The organism is Streptomyces sp. NPDC059861 (assembly GCF_042731435.1).
Classification (GTDB): Bacteria; Actinomycetota; Actinomycetes; order Streptomycetales; family Streptomycetaceae; genus Streptomyces.
The window spans coordinates 19465-34366 of record NZ_JBHWJQ010000008.1 but is presented as its reverse complement, the minus strand read 5'-3'; the positions used below and the strand labels follow the sequence as shown (position 1 = coordinate 34366).

The 14902-nt window shown below is 71.9% G+C and carries 14 protein-coding genes; 11 read left to right on the top strand and 3 right to left on the bottom strand.

Going from position 1 to position 14902, the window contains the following annotated elements; translation table 11 throughout:
- Positions 1 to 82: 82 nt before the first annotated feature.
- Complete coding sequence (locus tag ACFV6X_RS09455) at positions 83 to 1438, bottom strand: aspartate aminotransferase family protein (protein ID WP_385380003.1); 1356 nt, start codon at positions 1436 to 1438, stop codon at positions 83 to 85.
- Positions 1439 to 1610: 172 nt separating this feature from the next.
- On the opposite strand from ACFV6X_RS09455, the gene ACFV6X_RS09450 reads away from it, so the two are divergent.
- The 4 genes from ACFV6X_RS09450 (at position 1611) to ACFV6X_RS09435 (ending at position 6516) form a co-directional block, all read left to right on the top strand.
- Positions 1611 to 2246 carry a DJ-1/PfpI family protein gene (locus ACFV6X_RS09450; protein WP_385380000.1) on the top strand — a complete coding sequence of 212 codons (636 nt, stop codon included), beginning with the start codon at positions 1611 to 1613 and terminating at the stop codon, positions 2244 to 2246.
- Positions 2243 to 2707 (top strand): MarR family winged helix-turn-helix transcriptional regulator, encoded by a 465-nt coding sequence (locus ACFV6X_RS09445; RefSeq protein ID WP_385379998.1) that lies wholly within the window; start codon positions 2243 to 2245, stop codon positions 2705 to 2707. Before ACFV6X_RS09450 ends, ACFV6X_RS09445 begins: the two co-directional genes overlap by 4 nt.
- 163 nt (positions 2708 to 2870) lie before the next feature.
- Positions 2871 to 4847: a serine/threonine-protein kinase gene (locus tag ACFV6X_RS09440; RefSeq protein ID WP_385379995.1), complete on the top strand. Its 1977-nt coding sequence runs from the start codon at positions 2871 to 2873 to the stop codon at positions 4845 to 4847.
- A 145-nt stretch (positions 4848 to 4992) separates the two neighbouring features.
- Positions 4993 to 6516 (top strand): substrate-binding domain-containing protein, encoded by a 1524-nt coding sequence (locus ACFV6X_RS09435; RefSeq protein WP_385379992.1) that lies wholly within the window; start codon positions 4993 to 4995, stop codon positions 6514 to 6516.
- Positions 6517 to 6555: 39 nt separating this feature from the next.
- Here the strand turns inward: ACFV6X_RS09435 and ACFV6X_RS09430 are convergent, their stop codons facing one another.
- Complete coding sequence (locus tag ACFV6X_RS09430) at positions 6556 to 7302, bottom strand: SLATT domain-containing protein (RefSeq protein WP_365452091.1); 747 nt, start codon at positions 7300 to 7302, stop codon at positions 6556 to 6558.
- 296 nt (positions 7303 to 7598) lie between these two features.
- Between ACFV6X_RS09430 and ACFV6X_RS09425 the strand changes: the two genes are divergently transcribed.
- The 7 genes from ACFV6X_RS09425 (at position 7599) to ACFV6X_RS09395 (ending at position 13999) form a co-directional block, all read left to right on the top strand.
- Positions 7599 to 7940 carry a YbaB/EbfC family nucleoid-associated protein gene (locus ACFV6X_RS09425; protein WP_141310988.1) on the top strand — a complete coding sequence of 114 codons (342 nt, stop codon included), beginning with the start codon at positions 7599 to 7601 and terminating at the stop codon, positions 7938 to 7940.
- A 58-nt stretch (positions 7941 to 7998) separates the two neighbouring features.
- Positions 7999 to 8598, top strand: coding sequence for a recombination mediator RecR (recR, locus tag ACFV6X_RS09420; RefSeq protein ID WP_385379988.1), 600 nt, complete (start codon positions 7999 to 8001; stop codon positions 8596 to 8598).
- Positions 8591 to 9247 carry a DUF5063 domain-containing protein gene (locus ACFV6X_RS09415; protein ID WP_385379985.1) on the top strand — a complete coding sequence of 219 codons (657 nt, stop codon included), beginning with the start codon at positions 8591 to 8593 and terminating at the stop codon, positions 9245 to 9247. Before recR ends, ACFV6X_RS09415 begins: the two co-directional genes overlap by 8 nt.
- A gap of 239 nt (positions 9248 to 9486) precedes the next feature.
- A complete protein-coding gene (locus ACFV6X_RS09410; RefSeq protein ID WP_385379982.1) occupies positions 9487 to 10764 on the top strand; it encodes an aspartate kinase in 1278 nt (425 codons plus the stop codon).
- The gene (locus ACFV6X_RS09405; protein WP_385379979.1) at positions 10761 to 11813 is read left to right on the top strand and encodes an aspartate-semialdehyde dehydrogenase; all 1053 of its coding nucleotides are present in this window, start codon (positions 10761 to 10763) and stop codon (positions 11811 to 11813) included. Before ACFV6X_RS09410 ends, ACFV6X_RS09405 begins: the two co-directional genes overlap by 4 nt.
- A 411-nt stretch (positions 11814 to 12224) precedes the next feature.
- On the top strand, positions 12225 to 12800 hold the full coding sequence (locus ACFV6X_RS09400) for a SigE family RNA polymerase sigma factor (protein WP_385380467.1): 576 nt from the start codon (positions 12225 to 12227) through the stop codon (positions 12798 to 12800).
- 143 nt (positions 12801 to 12943) lie between these two features.
- Positions 12944 to 13999 carry a hypothetical protein gene (locus ACFV6X_RS09395; RefSeq protein ID WP_385379976.1) on the top strand — a complete coding sequence of 352 codons (1056 nt, stop codon included), beginning with the start codon at positions 12944 to 12946 and terminating at the stop codon, positions 13997 to 13999.
- Here the strand turns inward: ACFV6X_RS09395 and ACFV6X_RS09390 are convergent.
- Positions 13969 to 14811: an SURF1 family protein gene (locus ACFV6X_RS09390; RefSeq protein WP_385379974.1), complete on the bottom strand. Its 843-nt coding sequence runs from the start codon at positions 14809 to 14811 to the stop codon at positions 13969 to 13971. The two genes, ACFV6X_RS09395 and ACFV6X_RS09390, sit on opposite strands and share 31 nt — an antisense overlap.
- Between the last annotated feature and the right edge of the window lie 91 nt (positions 14812 to 14902).

Sequence of the window (14902 nt, the reverse complement as noted above, 5' to 3'; positions counted from 1 at the left end):
TCTCCTCGTCGCGTGCGGGGGGCGTGCTCGTGGTGCGGGTCCACGAGCACGCCACCATACGCGGTCGGATCCCGGCAGGCGCTTACTCGGTGTGCTCGTCGGCCACCGACAGGGCCGCGTCCAGCGCCGCCAGCCCCTCCTTCAGTTCCGCCTCGGTCACGTTGCACGGCGGCACGACGTGCGTCCGGTTCATGTTCACGAACGGCCACACCCCGCCCGCCTTCGCCGCCGCCGCGAACGCGGCCATCGGCGCGTTGGCCTCACCGGCCGCGATGTACGGCACCAGCGGCTCGCGGGTCTCCTTGTTCCGCACCAGCTCCAGGGCCCAGAACATGCCGGTGCCGCGCACCTCGCCCACGCAGGGGTGCCGCTCCGCCAGCTCCCGCAGCGCCGGACCGACGACGTCGGCGCCGAGCCGCGCCGCGTTCTCGACGACGCCCTCCGCGGCCATGACGTCGATCGTCGCGACGGCGGCGGCGCAGGCGAGGGGATGGCCGGAGTAGGTCAGACCGCCCGGGTAGGGCCGCTTGCCGAAGGTCGCGGCGATCTCCGCGGAGATGGCGACGCCGCCGAGCGGCACGTAGCCGGAGTTCACGCCCTTGGCGAAGGTCATCAGGTCCGGCACGACGCCGGACAGGTCCGCCGCGAACCACTCACCGGTGCGTCCGAAGCCCGCCATCACCTCGTCGAGGACGAAGACGATGCCGTACTTGTCGCAGATCTCGCGGACACCCGCCAGATACCCCGGCGGCGGCACCATGATCCCCGCGGTGCCCGGGATCGTCTCCAGGATGATCGCCGCGACGGTCGCCGGGCCCTCGAAGGCGATCGTGGTCTCCAGGTGCTCCAGCGCCCGGGCGCACTCCTGCTCCTCGGTCTCGGCGTAGAAGCGGGAGCGGTACAGGAAGGGCGCCCAGAAGCGCACGACGCCGGAGGTGCCGCTGTCGTTGGCCCAGCGGCGCGGGTCGCCGGTGATGTTCACGGCCTGCTGGGTGCCGCCGTGGTACGAGCGGTACGCCGAGAGGACCTTCGGCCGGCCGGTGTGCAGCCGCGCCATCCGCACCGCGTGCTCGACGGCATCGGCGCCGCCGTTGGTGAAGAAGATCTTGTCGAGGTCGCCGGGCGTGCGCTCGGCTATCAGGCGGGCGGCCTCGGAGCGGGCCTCGACGGCGAAGGCGGGCGCGAAGGTGGACAGGGTCGCGGCCTGTTCCTGGATCGCGGCGACGACCTTCGGGTGCTGGTAGCCGATGTTGGTGTAGACGAGGCCGCTGGTGAAGTCGAGGTAGCGGTTGCCGTCGTAGTCCCAGAAGTACGACCCTTCCGCACCGGCGACGGCGAGCGGGTCGATGAGCTCCTGCGCGGACCAGGAGTGGAACACGTGCGCGCGGTCCGCGGCCTTCACGGCGGCGCCGGTGGCGGAATGGGGCTGAGGGGTCATGCCGCCGAGGGTAAATGTCCGGGATGCGGACGCGACATCGGCGTCCTGTATGGGGTCTCGCGTAATCCGCGACAGATTGTCGACGGTGACCGTCGGACCTCATTGACAGGATGCTGTCGTGAATGACAGCATCCTGTCATAAGGCGTTCGCCGCATGACCCGAGGAGGAGTCATGAACAGCAGCCGCAAGCCCGTCCACCTGGCCGTCTACGACACGTTCGCCGACTGGGAGACCGGCCACGCGACGGCGTATCTCGCCCGCGCCGGCCACCGGATCCGCACCGTCGGCGTCACCACCGACCCGGTCACCAGCCTCGGCGGCCTGTGCGTCCGGCCCGACCTGGCCCTGGACGGCCTGCGGCCCGAGGACAGCTCCCTGCTGATCCTCCCGGGCGCCGACCTCTGGACCGGGACATCAGCCGCTACCGCGGCGGGCGGCGACGTCCTCGCCCCGGTCGCCCGCAAGGCCCGCGAGTTCCTGGCCGCCAGGGTGCCCGTCGCCGCGATCTGCGGGGCCACCGCCGGGCTCGCCCACGAGGGCCTGCTCGACGACCGGGACCACACCAGCGCGATCTCCTTCTACCTCGCCGCCACCGGCTACCGGGGCGGCGAACGGTACGTCGACGCCGACGCGGTCACCGACCGCGGCCTGATCACCGCCGGACCGACCGAGCCGGTCGCCTTCGCGCGGGAGATCCTCGGGCTGCTCGGGGTGTACGAGGGTGAGGTGCTGGACGCCTGGTACCGGCTGTTCCACGACTCCGACGCCGAGGCCTACGCCATCCTCGAACAGGCGGGCGCGCGGTGAGCCGGCGACGGCAGGACCTGTTCAGCCGGGGTGCGCTCGGCGTCTTCCGGCTCAACGGCCAGTTCCTCGCGGTGGCGGAGGAACTGGCGAGCCCGGCCGGGCTCACGGCGGCCTGGTGGCAGGTGCTGGGCGCGGTGCTGCCCGAGCCGCTGCCCGTCGCCGGGATCGCCCGGGCCATGGGCATCACCCGGCAGAGCGTCCAGCGCATCGCCGACCTGCTGGTCGAACGAGGGCTGGCCGAATACCGCCCCAACCCGGCGCATCGCCGCGCCAAGCTCCTCGCCCCCACCGAGGCGGGCTTCGCCGCGGTGCGCCGCATCGACCCCGGGCACGCGGAGTTCGCGGACCGGCTGGCCCAGGCGCTGGGGGAGGAGGAGTTCGAGGCGACGGTACGGATGCTGGAGCGGCTGTCGCGGGTGCTCGACGAGGTGGGGAGGCCGGCCGCCGACGCCGAGCCGTAGGGCCGCGCGCCGTCACCGGAGCCCGGCTTCCGCCGGGGAACCGTCGTCACGGACCCCCGGTACGGCCCCCGTCACGGAACCGTGGAAAGCGGACGCGTCGTCTCCCCGTTTCGCCGCATTATTCTTCGGTCAACGCACAGGGTGGTTGGGGGAGGGGTTCGCCGTGGACAGACTGAGGCCTGGGGATCCACCGCGGATCGGTGCCTACCGGCTGCTGGCGCGGCTCGGCGCCGGCGGCATGGGGCAGGTGTATCTGGCGCGTTCGGACCGGGGGCGGACCGTCGCGGTCAAGCTGGTGCGGGGCGAGCTCGCCGCGCAGGAGGAGTTCCGCGCGCGGTTCCGGCAGGAGGTGCAGGCGGCGCGGCAGGTCGGCGGCCACTGGACCGCGCCCGTGCTCGACGCCGACACCGAGGCGGCCGTGCCGTGGGTGGCCACCGGCTATGTCGCCGGTCCGAGCCTGCAACAGGTGGTCGGGCGGGACCACGGGGCGCTGCCCGAGCGTTCGGTACGCATCATGGCGGCCGGGCTCGCGCACGCGCTGCGGGACATCCACGCCGCCGGGATCGTGCACCGGGACCTCAAGCCGTCGAACGTGCTCGTCACCATCGACGGCCCCAGGGTCATCGACTTCGGGATCGCGCGGGCGATGGAGACCGTGACGGACGGCGGACTGACCCGGACCGGTGCGCTCGTCGGCTCGCCCGGCTTCATGGCGCCCGAGCAGGTGCGCGGCGACCGCATCACAGCCGCCTGCGACGTGTTCTGCCTCGGCTCCGTCCTCGCCTACGCCGCCACCGGCCACCTCCCGTTCGGCGGCGCCGACAGCGGGGTGCACGCCCTGATGTTCCGCATCGCCCAGGAGGAACCCGACCTGGACGGCGTGCCCGAGGGCCTCGCCGACCTCGTACGTCACTGCCTGCGCAAGGAGCCGGACGCCCGGCCCTCGCTGGACGACATCCTGCGCCGCACGGGCGCGGAGGACACCGTCACCAGCGGGCGCTCCCGGGACCCCTGGCTGCCGGGCGCGCTGGTCGCCCAACTCGGGCGGCACGCGGTGCGGTTGCTGGACACGGAGGACCCGGAGGCGGCCGGGGGCGCCGACGCCGACCGGGGCACCTCACCCGAGCACGCGTCCGCCGCCGACGAGGCGGCACCGGCGGCCGTGACGCAGGATCCGGGGCCGCAGCCGCTGGACCGGATGCCCACGCAGGCCGCCGCCCAGAGCACCGCGCCACCGGCCCCGCCGCATCCGGCGTACGGCTATCCACAGCAGGGGTACGGCCATCCCCAGCAGCCCCAGCAGCCCCAGCAGCCCCAGCAGCCCCAGGGCACCGGCTCCGCACCGGCCGCGGGGCCGCCACCGCCGTACGTCCCGGTGCACGGCCCCGAGAACGGCGGCGCGCCGGCCGGCGGCCCGTACGCGGGCGCCCCGCACCACGCCGGCCCCTACGCCGACGCCCCCCACACGAACGGCTCCTACGGCAACGGCCCCTACGGCGGCGGTCCGTACGGCGGTGGTCCCGGTGCCACCTCTCCCTACGGCACGCTGCCCACCGGCACCCCGGAGCGCAGAAGCGGCCGCACCACCGTCGCGCTGGTCGCCATGGCCGTGGTCGTCGCGCTCGCCGCCGGCGGGACGGTGTACGCGCTGATGGACGGCAGCGAGAGCCCGCAGGCCGGCCCGACCGCCACCGCGCCCGTCAGCTCCCCCGGAACGGCCGGCCCCGAGGCGTCCACCCCGGCGCCCGAGCCCTCGTCACCGGCCTCGTCCCCGCCCGCCGACGGGGGGATACCCACCGGCTACCTCGGCACCTGGACGACCACGATCGACAACGCGAGCGGGCAGCACACCCGGCGGCTCACCCTCCAGCAGGGCGAGGTCGGCGACACCGTCCTGTCCCTCGTGGCGGACGGGCCCGCCGAGGACGGCGGCAGCTACCACTGCGTTTTCCAGGCGGAGTTGGCGGAGCAGCCTGGCACGGACGGTCCGGTGCGGGTCGGCCCGTCCACGGTGACGGTCGGCGAACCGCCGACCGCCTGCACACCGGGCGCGGCCACCGAGATCACCCTTCAGCCGGACGGCAGCCTCCAGCGCGTGAACGGGACCACCGGGGAGGAACTGACGTACCGGCGCCCGTGACGGGTGCCGGGAGACGGTAGAAGTCACGGGTTCCGTGAGGAAGTTGAACGCCCGGCGAACATTGACGGGAGGGCCCTGACGGGCGGTTCGGACAGACGTACGGTGACCCCACCATCTGAGCTCTGGGAGTGGCGGGGGACCACCAGTGGAGTGGCTGAACATCGAGAACGTCATCGCCATCGGCACGTCCGTCCTCGGTCTCTTCGTGCCGATCGTGATGTTCCTCTACGACCGCCGCGTGCCACGCCGCAAGCTGATCGGCTACCGCGTGCAGATGGACAGCCCCATAGGCGACGGCTCGTCCAACCCCCGCCTCGGCGACTTCGACGTACCCAACATGGCCGACGCCTCGCTGGTCCTGCTGCGCATCGAGAACGACGGCTCCCAGAGCGTCGCCGACAACGACTACACCTCGTCCGAGGTCCACGGCCTGACCGCCGACTTCACGGGACGCACGGTCCAGGCCGTCGCGGTCACCCAGCCGTCCGGCATCGACCACATCAACAGCCACTTCACGAACGCCAACGGCTTCGAGCACGTCGGCAGCACCGTGACCATCCCCCGCGTCCCGCTCAACCCGGGCGACCACTTCAAGCTGCTCGTGCTGCTCTCCGGCGGGCCGGCGGAAGGGGAGGTCAGGCTGATCGGGGGCCTCCGGGACGGAAAGGTCCACCGCAACAGCGCCCCCAAGCCCGACGAGAAGCAGCGCACGTTCAGCCCCCCGGCCCGGCTGCTCAGCGCCGCGCTCACCCTCGCCCTGATCCTCCTCGCCGGCATCATCGTGCTGCGCGACGGCAACCCGATCGAGTGCGAGCAGGGCGAGCTGCGGGTGACGGGCTCGACCGCCTTCGAGCCCGTCGTCAGCACGCTCGCCGAGCAGTACGAGAACAAGTGCGAGGGCGCCGACATCGCGGTCGAGGCGCGCGGCAGCGAGGACGGCGTCGCCGCACTCGCCGAGCTGGGCGGGCATTCGAAGAACGCCGCCCGGTCGATGATCGCCTTCTCGGACGGCCCGATGGGCGAACGCTGGGACCTGACGGGAGAGCCCATCGCGCTCTCCGTCTTCACCCTCGTCGTCCACAAGGACGTCGAACTCGGCCCGCACGGACTGTCCCTGGACGAGGTGCGGGACATCTACGCGGGCCGGTACCAGCGCTGGGGGCAGGTCGTCCCCGGTGTCCAGGAGATCGCGGACCTGCCGATCGTCCTGGTCAGCCGGGGGGACGAGTCGGGCACGCGGCAGATCTTCCAGGACCGGGTGCTGCGCGGCTGGGAACAGGCGCCGAGCACGTCACTGGACTGCCGGCCGTCCGCGTCGGCCGGTGACACCGTCACGCGCTGCGAACTCGGCTCGACCCGCGCCGTGCTGGACAAGGTCGTGGAACAGCCCGGCGCCATCGGCTACAGCGAACTCAGCCTCGCCAGGGAGCGGGGCCACGACGTGAACAGGGTGCCCCTGGGCGGCGACCGGCCCGACGACCGGCAGATCGAGCTGGGCGGCAGCCGTTACCCGTACAAGGACGTCGAGTACGCCTATACCTACGGCACGCCCCAGCCCGGCTCCCTCGCCGCCAGCTTCCTCGCCTACGTCGACGAGTCCACCAGCCAGAACGTCATCCGGAACAAGGGGCACCTGCCGTGCCTGCGCGACCCGGGCCTGTGCGGCTGACGCCCTCACGGGTGCCGCGGCAGGGCGCCCGCGCGCAGGTCAGCGCGGCTCGGGCGGCCGCTGCCGGGGCATGTTGGGGCGGGCCGCCGCTCCCGGGGGCAACGGGAACCTGCCCTGCCCGCCCGTGCCCTCAGGCCGGCCTCCCGAGGCCAGCGCGGACTGGATGCCGAGCGCCGGCCCGGACCGGAACTCGCCCATCCAGTCCGCCGTCTCCGTACGCACCAGCTCGGTGACGTCCTCCGAGAACCTCCGCAGCACCCCCAGGCACCGCTCGGCCGCCTCCCCGGCCGTCCCCTCGGTGGGCCCCAGCACCTCCCGCACGCTCTCCGCCGCCCAGTCGAACTGCAACGCCTGCAACCTGCGCTGCACGGCCTGCGCGGTCGCCACGTCCCTCATCCACCCGGACGTCACCCCGAAGTACCGGTCCACCGCCACGCAGGACACCCCGAGCAGCAGCGCCAGATACCCCCAGGGCGCCACCCCGCCCACCACGCCGGTCAGGTCGAGGAACGGCAGCGCGGCCGCGGTCACGGCCCCCACCGCCGCTCCGCACCGCAGCACCCGGGCCTGCCGCCGCTTCCACACCCGGTCGGCGAGATACCAGGCCGCCGTGTCCAGCGCCCCCCGCTCCACCCACCGGTACAGCTCGTCCAGGCGCAGGGCGGGCTCCGCCCAGTCCCCGAGCGGAAACGACCGCCCGGCCAGATCGCCCGGCCGCAGCCCGGCCGCACCCTCGCCCCGCCCGTCCTGAGGCGGACCCTCGGGCTGCATCTCCGGCTGACCCACCCGGCACTCCCTATCGACCACAACTGATCACGGTGCGTGACACATCGTTACGGCGCACCCGTCGTCACGACGTCCCGCCTGATGGTGACGCCGATGCGCCGTGACCCTTCCTACCGCCCAATGGGTGGCGAAGGGCCTGCTTCCCCTGTTTTCCGCCCGGAAGTGGGCCTTGATCAGGTATAGGAAATGCAGTCCTCTCACTCGAAAGAGTGCTGGGGCGACGGCCGCGTGGACCACGTAGGCTCGTGCTGAGCGGGAAAATCCCGTGATCGTGAGCCCTGGAGGAGGAGCTGATCGTGATCCCCGGTGGTGGCCAGCCCAACATGCAGCAGCTGCTGCAGCAGGCCCAGAAGATGCAGCAGGACCTGGCGAAGGCGCAGGAGGAACTGGCGCAGACCGAGGTCGACGGCCAGGCGGGCGGCGGTCTGGTGCAGGCCACGGTGACCGGCGCGGGGGAGCTGCGCGCCCTGCGGATCGACCCGAAGGCGGTGGACCCGGAGGACACCGAGACCCTCGCCGACCTGATCGTGGCGGCCGTGCACGCGGCCAACGAGAACGCGCAGACCCTCCAGCAGCAGAAGCTGGGCCCGCTGGCCCAGGGTCTCGGCGGCGGTGGCATTCCCGGACTGCCCTTCTAAGACGGGCCGCGGGAAACTACCGTACGTACCAACAACACTGAGGAAGGGCGGCAGTCCGTTGTACGAAGGCGTGGTCCAGGACCTCATCGACGAACTGGGGCGGCTTCCCGGCGTCGGTCCCAAGAGCGCCCAGCGGATCGCCTTCCACGTGCTGCAGGCCGAGCCGACGGACGTCCGCCGGCTCGCGCACGCCCTTCTGGAGGTCAAGGCGAAGGTCCGCTTCTGCGCCATCTGTGGCAACGTCGCGCAGGAGGAGCTGTGCGGGATCTGCCGTGACAGCCGTCGCGACCTGGCGGTGATCTGTGTGGTCGAGGAGCCCAAGGACGTCGTCGCCATCGAGCGCACGCGTGAGTTCCGCGGCCGGTACCACGTGCTCGGCGGTGCCATCAGCCCCATCGAGGGCGTCGGCCCGGACGACTTGCGGATACGAGAACTGCTGGCCCGTCTGGCCGACGGCACGGTCACCGAGCTGATCCTGGCCACGGACCCCAATCTCGAAGGCGAGGCCACGGCGACGTACCTCGCCCGCATGATCAAGCCCATGGGCCTGAAGGTCACCCGCCTGGCCAGCGGCCTCCCAGTGGGCGGCGACCTGGAATACGCGGACGAGGTGACCCTCGGCCGCGCCTTCGAGGGGAGACGACTCCTAGATGTCTGACGCCACGCTGCACTCCACGACCCGGGACCCGGACGACTTCGCGGTCCAGATCGCGGACCAGGTAGAGAGCTTTCTGGTAGCCGTCGCCGAGGTGGCAAGGGGCGACGAGCCGGCCTCGGCCGTGCCCTTCCTCCTGCTGGAGGTCTCCCAGCTCCTGCTGGCAGGCGGCCGTTTGGGCGCCCACGAGGACATCGTCCCGGACGAGCGTTACGAGCCCGACTCCGGCCCCGAGCCCGACGTGGACGAACTCCGGGAGAACCTCGCCCGGTTGCTGGAGCCGATCGACGTCTACTCCGAGGTGTTCGACCCCTACGAGCCGCGCGAGGCCCCCGTCCCGGCCCGCGTCTCCGACGACCTGGCCGACATCATCACCGACCTCCGCCACGGCATGGCCCACTACCGCGCCGGCCGCACCACCGAGGCCCTGTGGTGGTGGCAGTTCTCCTACTTCTCCAACTGGGGCCCCACGGCGTCGGCCACGCTGCGCGCCCTCCAGTCCGTCCTCATCCACGTCCGCCTCGACCAGCCGCTGGCGGAGCTGGACGGCCTGGACACCGACCAGGGCATGGGCGACGACACCCTGGAGATCGAGGCCGGCAAGGTCATGCAGCAGGAGATCGCGGCACCGCTGGGCGTGCGGGTGAAGTAGCGCGCGACGCTGGAAAGTCAATTCACGGCCTCCGATACGCGTGTTCTTTGTGATGCGGGGCACTTTTCCGAGTGGCCTCGGGCCCTTGCGGGCATGTGCCTCTCCGGAGCGGGCGGCGGAGATCTCACCATGCGATATCGCGAAGGTGATTTTCGGCCGCTCGTTAGACTGAGCCGACCGCAGTGCATGTGCGTATCTGTGGACTGCGGAAAATACGACGGACTGAGCGAGGAGCGCACGTGGGCCTTGTCGTGCAGAAGTACGGAGGCTCCTCCGTAGCCGATGCCGAGGGCATCAAGCGCGTCGCCAAGCGGATCGTGGAAGCCAAGAAGAACGGCCACCAGGTGGTGGCCGTGGTTTCCGCGATGGGCGACACGACGGACGAGCTGATCGATCTCGCCGAGCAGGTATCCCCGATTCCTGCCGGCCGCGAGCTCGACATGCTGCTGACGGCCGGAGAGCGGATCTCCATGGCCCTGCTGGCCATGGCGATCAAAAACCTGGGCCACTCGGCCCAGTCCTTCACCGGAAGCCAGGCAGGTGTCATCACCGACTCGGTCCACAACAAAGCCCGGATCATCGATGTCACACCGGGCCGGATCCGGGACTCGCTGAACGAGGGCAACATCGCCATCGTGGCCGGTTTCCAGGGCGTCAGCCAGGACACCAAGGACATCACCACGCTGGGCCGCGGCGGCTCCGACACCACTGCGGTCGCGCTGGCCGCCGCGCTGGACGCCGAGGTCTGCGAGATCTACACGGACGTCGACGGTGTGTTCACCGCCGACCCGCGGGTGGTGAAGAAGGCCCGGAAGATCGACTGGATCTCCTTCGAGGACATGCTCGAACTGGCGGCGTCCGGGTCGAAGGTGCTGCTCCACCGCTGCGTGGAGTACGCGCGCCGCTACAACATCCCGATCCACGTCCGCTCCAGCTTCAGCGGGCTGCAGGGCACGTGGGTCAGCAGCGAGCCGATCGAGCAAGGGGAAGAGCACGTGGAGCAGGCCATCATCTCCGGTGTCGCGCACGACACCTCCGAGGCCAAGGTCACGGTCGTCGGCGTGCCGGACAAGCCGGGCGAGGCCGCCGCGATCTTCCGCACGATCGCCGATGCCGAGATCAACATCGACATGGTCGTGCAGAACGTGTCCGCCGCCTCCACCGGGCTCACGGACATCTCGTTCACGCTGCCGAAGACCGAGGGCCGCAAGGCCATCGACGCGCTGGAGAAGAACAAGCCGGGCATCGGCTTCGACTCGCTGCGCTACGACGACCAGATCGGCAAGATCTCGCTCGTGGGCGCGGGGATGAAGACCAACCCGGGCGTCACGGCCGCCTTCTTCGAGGCGCTCAGCGACGCCGGGGTCAACATCGAGCTGATCTCGACCTCCGAGATCCGTATCTCGGTCGTCACCCGCGCCGACGACGTGGCCGAGGCCGTGCGCGCCGTGCACACCGCTTTCGGACTCGACTCCGACAGCGACGAGGCCGTGGTCTATGGGGGCACAGGCCGATGACCGGACGACCGACGCTCGCGGTCGTGGGGGCGACCGGAGCCGTCGGCACGGTCATGCTCCAGATCCTGTCCCAGCACGCGGACATCTGGGGCGAGATCCGTCTCGTCGCCTCGCCGCGCTCGGCAGGCCGCAAGCTGGCCGTGCGGGGTGAGGAGGTCGAGGTGGTGGCCCTGTCCGAGGCGGTCTTCGACGGGGTCGACATCGCCGTGTTCGACGTCCCCGACGAGGTCGCCGCGCACTGGGCGCCGATCGCCGCGGCCAAGGGCGTGGTGGTCGTGGACAACTCCGCCGCCTTCCGGATGGACCCGGACGTGCCGCTGGTCGTGCCGGAGGTCAACCCGCACACGGTGCGGGCCCGGCCGCGCGGCATCCTCGCCAACCCGAACTGCACCACGCTGTCCATGATCGTCGCTCTGGGCGCGCTGCACGCCGAGTTCGGCCTGCGCGAGCTCGTGGTCTCGTCGTACCAGGCGGTGAGCGGCGCCGGGCGGGCGGGCGTCGAGACGCTGCGGCAGCAGCTGGCCCTGGTGGCCGGTACGGAGCTGGGGACGAGCCCGGGCGACGTACGGCGGGCCGTGGGGGACAACACCGGACCCTTCCCGGAGCCGGTCGCGCTGAACGTCGTGCCGTGGGCCGGGTCCGTGCGGGAGGACGGCTGGTCGTCGGAGGAGATGAAGGTGCGGGACGAGTCCCGCAAGATCCTCGGCCTGCCGAAGCTGCCCGTCGCCGTGACCTGTGTCCGGGTGCCGGTGGTGACCGTGCACTCGCTGACCGTGCACGCCCGCTTCGAGGACGAGGTGACGGTGGACCGGGCGCGGGAGATCCTCGCCACCGCGCCGGGTGTGGTGCTCTGCGACGATCCGGCGGCCGGCGAGTTCCCGACCCCCGCCGACGTGGTGGGCACCGATCCGACGTGGGTCGGGCGGGTGCGGCGGGCGCTGGACGACCCGACCGCTCTGGAGCTCTTCGTGTGCGGGGACAACCTGCGCAAGGGTGCCGCGCTGAACACCGCTCAGATCGCGGAGCTGGTGGCCGCCGAGATGACGTGAGGGAAAATTGCCCCTGGCGATGTCCTGATCTATTTGTAGGATCAACGTAAGGATTTTCCTCCCCGGCCTCCGCAACCGTGCGGGGGCCGGGGAGCGTCTATGCCGTCGCCCTTCCTGGGCTGTGGGACGCGTTTGATCCGAGGCGTGGGGACGCCGATGAGTGGGCGTGGGGACGCTCGCTCGTATGGGACATAGGGGAAGAGCGGGACTCATGAGGGCATATGGGGCACCGTCAGTCGTGCTGCCTGACGCGAGAACAAGAGTGACGTCCGGCACGTACAACCCTGACGGGGGTGAACGTGTCCAACTGGCGTGGCAGAGGTACTCGACTTCCCCGCGGTGGCCGGCGGCGCGGCCCTACGGCCGCCCCGGCGGCCCGCACGCACCCGCATGCCCGGCACGGCCGGCGGCATGCCGGTGATCGCGCCCATGCCCGCAGCGCGGCCCGCCCGCATCCCCGGTCAGCGTGACGGTGCCGAGGACGCAGCGGCGGCCGGCACCACCGTCGACCACCTCACCGAGACCTACCGCACGCACTACCGGTCGCTGCTCGGTCTCGCCGCGCTCCTCCTCGACGACACGGCCTCCTGCGAGGACGTGGTCCAGGAGGCCTTCATCCGCGTCCACTCCGCCCGCAAGCGCGTCCGGGACCCCGAGAAGACCCTCGCCTATCTGCGCCAGACGGTCGTCAACCTCTCGCGCTCCGCGCTGCGCCGCCGCATCCTCGGCCTCAAGCTGCTCTCCAAGCCGATGCCGGACATGGCGAGCGCCGAGGAGGGGGCGTACGACCAGCTGGAGCGGGACTCCCTCATCAAGGCGATGAAGGGGCTGCAGCGCCGGCAGCGCGAGGTTCTGGTCCTGCGCTACTTCGCGGACATGACCGAGGCACAGGTCGCCCAGACGCTCGGCATCTCGCTGGGCTCGGTGAAGGCGTACGGCTCCCGTGGCATCGCGGCGCTACGGATAGCCATGGAGGCGCCGGCATGACCGGGGAGCCTCGTGAGCGGGGGGAGTCCGCGCGGTGGGGCCGGGCGCGTGAGGCGTCCGACGACTCCTCGTCCGATATCTTGCGTGAGCCCACCGAGGCGCACGAGCAGGAGCCGAAGCAACCGCACGCTGGGAACGGAACTGTGAACCACGGCCTCGACGACCAGAGCCCCGAAGGGCTCGACTCGGACGAGCTGGCACTGCGCAGGATGCTGCATGACGCGGTGCAGGAGATCGAGCCGCGCGACGGCACGCTGGACCATCTGCGGCGGGCGGTGCCCGCACGCCGGGCGCGCAAGCGGCAGGCCGCCGTCGGCATGGCTGCGGCGGCGCTCTTCGTGTGCACCGCCGTGCCCGCGCTGGTGCACGTCTCCAACTCCACCGGCCCCGACGCCAACCCCTCTATCGCCGGCCACGGCGCGCAGACGCAGGGCGGCGCGAGCGAGGGCGGAAGCACCGACGGCACGGGCGGCACCTCTGGCGGGTCCACGGGCACGGCCCAGGACAAGGGCCAGGACAGCCCCGAGAAGGACGACAAGGGCACCGGCGCCACCCCGGGCAGTGGTGTCGTCGACGACAGCACCGACGATGTCTACCCGTCGGCGACCAGCGCGGTCACGGCCCCGGTCTGCACGACGGCCCAGCTCGGCTCGGCCACCGCGACCGCCGCGGTCGCCGACTCGGCCGGGGCGGTGTACGGCACGTTCCGGATCACCAACGTCTCCACCGCCGCGTGTACGGTCGGCGGCGCCGGCGCGGTGACCCCGCTCGCGCAGGGCGCGGCGGACGCCACCAAGATCAGCGTCGCCGCGCACACGGCGGGCGACGCGGCGGCCGGCCTGCCCGACCCGGCGCTCGAGGTCCCGCAGCTGGTGCTGGAGCCGGGCTCGGCCTACGAGGTGCGGTTCGCCTGGGTGCCCTCGGAGACCTGCCCGACCGACCCCGGCGGTGACAACGGCGGCGAGACCGGCGGCCCCTCGCCCGACCCGACGCCCACGGACAACCCCGGGACGACGTCGGGCAGCTCCACGGGCGGCGACACGGGCACGTCGACGCAGCTGATGACCGAGGTCGGCACGGAGGACGGCAGCGTCGTCGTCTCCTACACGGCGGAGGCCGGGTCCCCCACGGTCTCGGCGACGGTGCCCAACGCGTGCGCGGGGACGGTCTACCGGACGGGCGTGCTGTCGGTCTCGTAGGCGTCCGAGGCGGTCACCCGCGCGGAGTCGGGGAGAGCGCCCGGGGGAGTGTCCGCGGCCAGGAGCCCCATCTCGGCGTCGCGGACGAACTCCACCTCACGGCGGAACAACCGGAACCACATGAACACCACGAACCCGGCGAAGACGAACCACTCGCCGGTGTACCCCAGGTTCTGGAAGGCCTTGAGGTCGAGCCCGGTGTCCGGGGCCGCGCTCACCGGCACGGCCCTCATCCCGGAGTCGCCCTTGTCGAGCGTGACCCACGCGTCGTAGAGGTCGTACGGCACGAGGTTCACCAGCGAGGCCGCGCTGATCGCCCCGGTCTGGCCGGCCGGCAGCCCGGCCCGCGCGCTGACGCCGTTCTCGCCGGGGTTCTCCGAGGCCTGGAGCGCGCCGGTGACGGTCACTTCGCCACGCGGCGGTGCGGGCACCTCGGCCGAGCCGGGCTCACCGGGCAGCCAGCCCCGCACCACGGGCAGGGCCTTGCCGCCGTCGGTGCGCAGCAGGGTCAGCACGTAGTAGCCCCGCTCGCCGTCCAGCTCCCGGCCCGGCACGAGCAGCTGCTCCCCGTACCGGCCTTCGACGGTCGTCGGGTCGCCGGAGGTCTCCTTGTCGACGGGCAGCAGCTCGTCCAGCGGCCGGGCGGCCTGCTTCCCGTCCGAGGCGGCCTGCTCCTCGGCGCTGCGGTGATCCTCGATCCGTGCCTCGAACCGGCTCAGCTGCCAGGACCCCATGAAGACGCAGAAGGGGATGGCGAGCAGCACGAAGAGGTTGATCCCCCACCATCGGGGCGTCAGCAGAAACCGGTACACGCCCCTAAGGTACGGGGGGCGCGGGGCCGCGTGGGGCGCGGGGTCCCGAAGTTATCCACAGGCTGGGGACCTCGGGAGCGGGATGCGGGCC

Coding starts and splice junctions, on each gene's coding strand:
- ACFV6X_RS09455 (WP_385380003.1), bottom strand. CDS start 1,438: ATGACCCCTCAGCCCCATTCCGCCACCGGCGCCGCCGTGAAGGCCGCG.
- ACFV6X_RS09450 (WP_385380000.1), top strand. CDS start 1,611: ATGAACAGCAGCCGCAAGCCCGTCCACCTGGCCGTCTACGACACGTTC.
- ACFV6X_RS09415 (WP_385379985.1), top strand. CDS start 8,591: ATGTCTGACGCCACGCTGCACTCCACGACCCGGGACCCGGACGACTTC.
- ACFV6X_RS09405 (WP_385379979.1), top strand. CDS start 10,761: ATGACCGGACGACCGACGCTCGCGGTCGTGGGGGCGACCGGAGCCGTC.
- ACFV6X_RS09400 (WP_385380467.1), top strand. CDS start 12,225: ATGCCGGTGATCGCGCCCATGCCCGCAGCGCGGCCCGCCCGCATCCCC.